This window comes from Paraburkholderia sp. (genome assembly GCF_035656215.1).
Lineage (GTDB): Bacteria > Pseudomonadota > Gammaproteobacteria > Burkholderiales > Burkholderiaceae > Paraburkholderia.
This window is the reverse complement of sequence record NZ_DASRSY010000338.1, coordinates 1-5753: the sequence shown is the minus strand read 5'-3', so window position 1 is coordinate 5753 and position 5753 is coordinate 1. Positions and strand designations below refer to the sequence as shown.

General features: G+C 64.0%; 3 protein-coding genes. All 3 read left to right on the top strand.

Annotation, left to right across the window (positions count from 1 at the left end):
• Positions 1-3811, top strand: a 3811-nt coding sequence (locus VFE81_RS19765) for a tetratricopeptide repeat protein (RefSeq protein WP_325046212.1), incomplete at its 5' end; no start/stop codon positions are given.
• Positions 3812-3845: 34 nt separating this feature from the next.
• Positions 3846-4397 (top strand): penicillin-binding protein activator LpoB, encoded by a 552-nt coding sequence (locus VFE81_RS19760; protein ID WP_325046211.1) that lies wholly within the window; start codon positions 3846-3848, stop codon positions 4395-4397.
• Between the two features lie 78 nt (positions 4398-4475).
• The coding region (locus VFE81_RS19755) for a PelD GGDEF domain-containing protein (RefSeq protein ID WP_325046210.1) at positions 4476-5753 on the top strand (1278 nt) is incomplete at its 3' end.

The following is a 5753-nucleotide window of genomic DNA, read 5'->3' as shown; positions in this document are numbered from 1 at the left end:
CAACACGGATATTCTGTCGGTTCTCGGTACGCAGTACGTCCATCTGGGACGCACCGAGGACGCCCGCCGTATTGCCGATCGCATGGCGGCGATTCCCACCGATGCAATGCATCGCGCGGCGCAGTTGTTGCGTCTGACAGTCGATACCCGCGAGACCTTCGCGCTGCCCGCCAACGGCCCTGGTCGCGACGCCGCACTGGCTCGCTTGCGGGTGCAGATCGCCAATGCGGCGACACTGTCGTGGTCGAATGCCGACCTGCAAATGCTGGCCGACGCGGCAGCCTCGGTCAATGCGCAACAGGTCGCCATGCGACTGTATGCGCGCCTGGCCGCCCAGGACCCCGCGCAGCAGGAGCACTGGAACCGCGAGGTGGTGCGCTTTGCGATGTATGCGGGCGACTATCGCGGCGCGGCTGACGGCTGGTTCCGCCTGCAGGCGAGCGCGACGACGTTTGACGCGCAGCGCCGCTACTTTATCGAAGGCATTCGCGCGTTGCAATCCGGCAATCTTCTCAACGACGCATTGGTCGCCGCCGACCAGCACGGCGCGGCGTTTGCTCACGATCACGAGACGCTCATCGTGCTGCTGAATCTGGCGCGCGCCGCTCATCGTCCGGATCTCGTGGACCGTTACGCTAAAGCGCTGGCCGGCTACGCGCAGGCACGACCCGATGACAACGCTGCGCTGCGGCTGGTCGAGTTCATCCAGCAACGCGCGCGGCACGACCGGGCTCAAGGACAGTACGCGTACATGGACGGCCCGCAAGCCGGGCCCCGCATGGCCATGCGGATCGGCACGCGCGGCTGGGCGGATGCGCACGTCGTACGGGTGGCTGCCTCTGCTTGGAATCCCGCCTCGACGTCAAGCACTGTTGCAGCACCGAGCGCCGCTGCAGCTACAACTCCGGCAGTCGCCTCAAACCCTGGCGCCGCCGCGACGAACGACGTCCCCGGCCTTCTCTATCAGTCGTTCCTCGAATCGAGCGATTTGCCGAACGCGCAGCGGGTGGCCACGGAACAGGTCCAGAAGAATCCGAACTCGCCGGTCTGGACTAAACGTCTTGCCCAGGTCGCCGAATGGAACCACGCGTCGCCGCTCGCACTGCAGATGTGGCTCGCCTACGCGCAGGCCACGCACGACCCGGAAGGCTGGAAGAACGTGATGCGCCTCGCGCCGATGCTGAACGACGACAATGCCTATCTCGCGGCATTGATCCAGACATCGAATGCGTCGCCCGGCGATCTGAAGCTCATCGATGCAGTGGTCGCGGTCTATGAACGTCTCGGCCGCCCGGACGACGCGCTAGCTTTCCTGCGCAGCCGTCAACGAAATTCGCAGACCGAAGCAATCGACTCGCGAATAGGTTTGCTCGCCGAGCGCGCCGGCCATGACGACGAAGCGCTCGCCTATAACCGCAAACTGAACCAGTTGTATCCGGACAATACGCAATACGCGCTGCGCACGGCGAGCCTACTGTACCGTCACGGCGACTACAAGGGTGCGCTCGGCACGCTGCTCGCCGCGCGTCACGGCGCGAAAGACGACGACGTACTGTTCTGGCGCAACGCCGCGCAACTCGCCCGCCTTCTGCAACGCGACGACATTGCGAACGATGCTTACAAGCATCTGCTCACAAGCGGCCACGCTACGCCCGAAGACCTCAGCGCGATGACGTACTTCTACGACGCATATCCGATCGACGCCGGCCGTACCGCCGAGTTGCAGTATCGTCGCGATCAGTCTTCGCGTGCTCTGCAGGAGGCCATCCACTACTACACGGATGCGGAGCAGTTCGAGCGCATTGCCGCGCTGCTGCAAACCCTGACGCCGGCGCAATTGGCGGCTGCCGAACAGGACCCGGGCTTTCTGCATGTGCGCGCCGAATACTATCTCCAGACCGATCGTCCGTTCGACGCACTGCACGACCTGCAGATCGCGGTGATGCTGCCAGGCGCGACGCTCGATCTGCGCGCGGCGCTCCTCTGGACACTGGTCGACTATGGCAACGAAGCGCAACTGCGCAACGCCGTGTCCGAGTGGCGCGACGCACCCGCGCAAGCGCCGGTATTGTGGGGTCCGCTGGCCGCCGCCGAGATGCGCTTGAACCGCCCCGAAGCCGCCCTGAAATATTTGCGCCTGCAATCAGCCGCGGTGTCGCGTGATCCGCTCTGGCAACTGACCTATGCCGAAGCGCAGGAGATGGCCGGCCGCAGCGATCTCGCGTGGTCGATCCGGCGCAATGTCTGGCGCCAGATGCAGAAGGACGAGGCCGCGATCAGCGATAAGACTCCGCGAGGTCAAGCGGCGCTGCGCACGCGCGCATCGCAGGACGGCGAAGTGCGCGAGCAGATGCTCGGCCGTCGCGTCACGCTCGCGTCGATCTTCGAAAACGCAGACGTCTCGAAGGCTTTCCTCAACGATCTGCTCGCTAGCGACGCAGGCCGCAACGACCACGCCGCGGCGCGGCGCACCTTGCTCGGCGATGCGCCGGGTTTGCCGCCTGCGCAATCCGCGCCGGCAAACCCGGCCGGATCGACGCAGGAGCAGGCGCGCCTGGCGTCGTCGGTGGCCAAGGATGTGGCTCTCGCGTGGGCGATGTCGCACGAAGCGAATCCGCTGGCCAAGCGCTGGCTGGCGCGCCAGTACGCGTCGACTCTGGTGCAGCCGACCGAACAGCTGATTGCGATTGCGCTCGCGGATAACGACAAATCCGCGATGGAGCGTCTGCTTGATCAGCAAGGGGCGCGCTTGCCGCTCTACAACAGGATCGATGCATCGGTCGTGGTCGATCGCCCGGGTGCGGCCGAAAATTTCGCGTTTCGGGGACTCGAAGGCGCACCCTACGATTCGGAGCTGCATACTCGTTTGCAGCAGACCGCGTTGACGTGGCCGCAGTCGCTCGACGCGACAGTGACCAACTACGTCGAACATCCGCTCGATTACGTCGAACAGACGCTCGCAGGGAGCATCAAGGTTGCCGATCTGTACATGATCGGCGTGACCGGCACGCAACGCTTCCAGCGTTCGACCGATTCAGCGCAGCTGATCAACGTGCCGTCGGTCGACCGCGGGGTGGACTTTTTTGCGCGGCGTCAAACGTACGATTCTGCCTTCACGGTGACAGCGGGCCGCCGCGAAGCGCTCGACAGCTTTTACAGCGTGTCGGTGAGCGCCGAGTGGGGCCTGAATTCGCCGTTGTCGATGGCGCTCAAGGCCGGCCGGAATCAGACGGCGCGCGAATCGCAGGCGCTGCAAGTGGGTGGCATGAAGGACAACGTCATCGGCACGGTGACGTACCGCATGACGCAGCATCTGTATGCAACGGGGACGGTCGAAGCCGATCGTTTCTATAGCCAGGCGCGTAACTACCTCGGTAGTGGCGTGCTGTCGAGCGGCGAGGTCGGCTACAAGATCCGCACCGGCTATCCCGACTACACCGTACGGCTGATCGGCGTGCACGGCGACTACAGTGCGAACGGCGAGGCCGATGGCCTGCTCTCGCAACTGATTCCGGTGAGCGCCGGTCCGGTTACCGCATCCACCTTCGTGCCGCAGACGTATTCGCAATATGGGCTTTTCTTCGGTTTCGGCAACGATCTGCTCGATCAGTACACACGTGCATGGCGGCCGTTCCTTGACCTCGGCATTCTGCACGACTCGTTCCAGGGCTGGGGGCCGGAAATCAGCCTCGGTCTTGCCGGAACGGTGTTCGGCGGGGACCACGCGGCGCTCTTTTTCTCGCATCAGCGCGTGTCGCGTCTCGGCACGCCGGTGACCGAGGTCGGCGCGCGTTATAGCTGGTTTTATTGAACCGGATTTCGAATCCATCTAAGGAGAATTCTTCATGCACGGCATAAAAAAATTGGCTCGTACTGGTGCCTGGTGCGTCGCGACAACGGCGTTGGCACTGCTCGTCAGCGCTTGCGGAACGGTGCGCCAGACCTCGGGCCCCGCGCTGTCACGCGGTGACAAGGTGGCGGTGGTCTCGATCGCCAACTACACTGAAACCCCGGACGCCGGTCATAGCGCCGAATCGATCGCGGCGAACGCGCTGCGCGCCGGCGGAATCGCGGACGTGCGCATCGCGCCGGCCGATTCGAACCGCAATTCGCTGTTCGACACGACTCAACGCGCCGATGGCGACAAGACGCTCGAATGGGCGCGCTCGCAGAACGCCCGCTATGTCCTGTCGGGTGCAGTTGAAGAATGGCGCTACAAGACGGGTGTGGACGGTGAACCGGTCGTCGGCGTGACTTTCGAATTGATCGACGTGTCCAATGGCGCCGTGGTCTGGAGCGCGACGGGCACGCGTACCGGATGGAGCCGCTCGGGTCTGTCGAGCGTGGCCACTTCGCTGATCGCCAAGGTTCTGTCGCCACTGCAAGCGCGTCAGTAAGCTCATCCCCAGAGTTGCGCCTTGCGCCCAGAATGCCGGGAGCAAGCCGCAACCCGATAAGTAATAAAGGAAATGGCCGTGAATACCACAACCGTGGAATCCACTTCAAGCGCATCGAAGCCGCGCCATGCGCATCCGTTCGGCAATCTCGGACGCGTGCGCCGTTATCTGGCGCCTGCGGTGGTGCGGCCGTTCTCGGTCGTCGAAACAGTTGTGCTCGTGCTGGTCGTACTGGCCGTGAGCCGCTGGCTCCATCCGGAAGATCCGCTGTTGCTGCAAGCCGGTTTCCCATGGCTGTGGCTGATGCCATTGCTGGTGGGTTTGCGCTATGGGAGCCTGCTCGGGTTGCTGGCCGGCGGATTCATGTTGGGCGCGTGGGCACTTTTCTATCCGCGCGGCGGTCCGTTTCCCGCGATGTATTTTGCCGGTGGTCTGATCGAGACGATTCTCGCCGGGCACTTTGGCGATACATGGGGCGGCCGGGCAGAGCGCGCTTCCTCGTTGAACGATTACCTGAACGACCGCCTCGTCGCGTTGACCAACAGCCACTATCTGATGCGGCTGTCCCACGAACGGCTCGAAAAAGATCTGCTGTCACGCCCGACGACGCTGCGCGATTCGATCACCGAGTTGCGCCGCCTGTCGGTTGCGACGGATACGGCACTCACGGTACCGTCGACGGCTGCCGAGGACGCCCCGTTGGCCGGCGCGAGCGGTCTGCTCGAATTCGTGGCGCAAGCGTGCCAGATCGAGGTGGCGGCGCTGTATCCCGTGCGAAACGGCAAGGTCGGCGCAGAGGCGATTGCGCGGATCGGCGACACGTTTGAATTCGACGCAGCCGACGAACTCGTCACGCATGCGCTGAACACGCTGAGCGTCGCGCATCTGAAGAACGAAGACACGGTCGTGGCAGTCAGCCAGTACCTGGTCTGCGCGCCGCTGGTGTCGGCGGACGGCGAGCTGCGCGCGTTGCTGGTCGTCAAGCGGATGCCGTTCCTGTCGCTCAATTTCGACAACCTGCAACTGTTGCTGGTGCTGCTGGGCTACTACGCGGACGGCGTCGAGCACTCGGCATTCGTGCAGCGCATACTTGACCAGGTGCCGAACTGTCCATACGAATTCGCGCTCGATCTGGGCCGCCTCACGCGCCTGCAGCAAAAGTCGGGCGTGGCGTCTTCGCTGGTCGCGTTGGCCTTCCCGCGTGACGAAGAGGGTGATTCGCTGTTCGAACACGTGATACGCCGGCGCCGTTCGCTTGACGTCATGTGGCCGGTGCAGACGGCGAAGCAGTCCGTGCTGGTGAATCTGATGCCGGCCACCGACACGACGGGTATCGACGGCTATCTGGCCCGGATC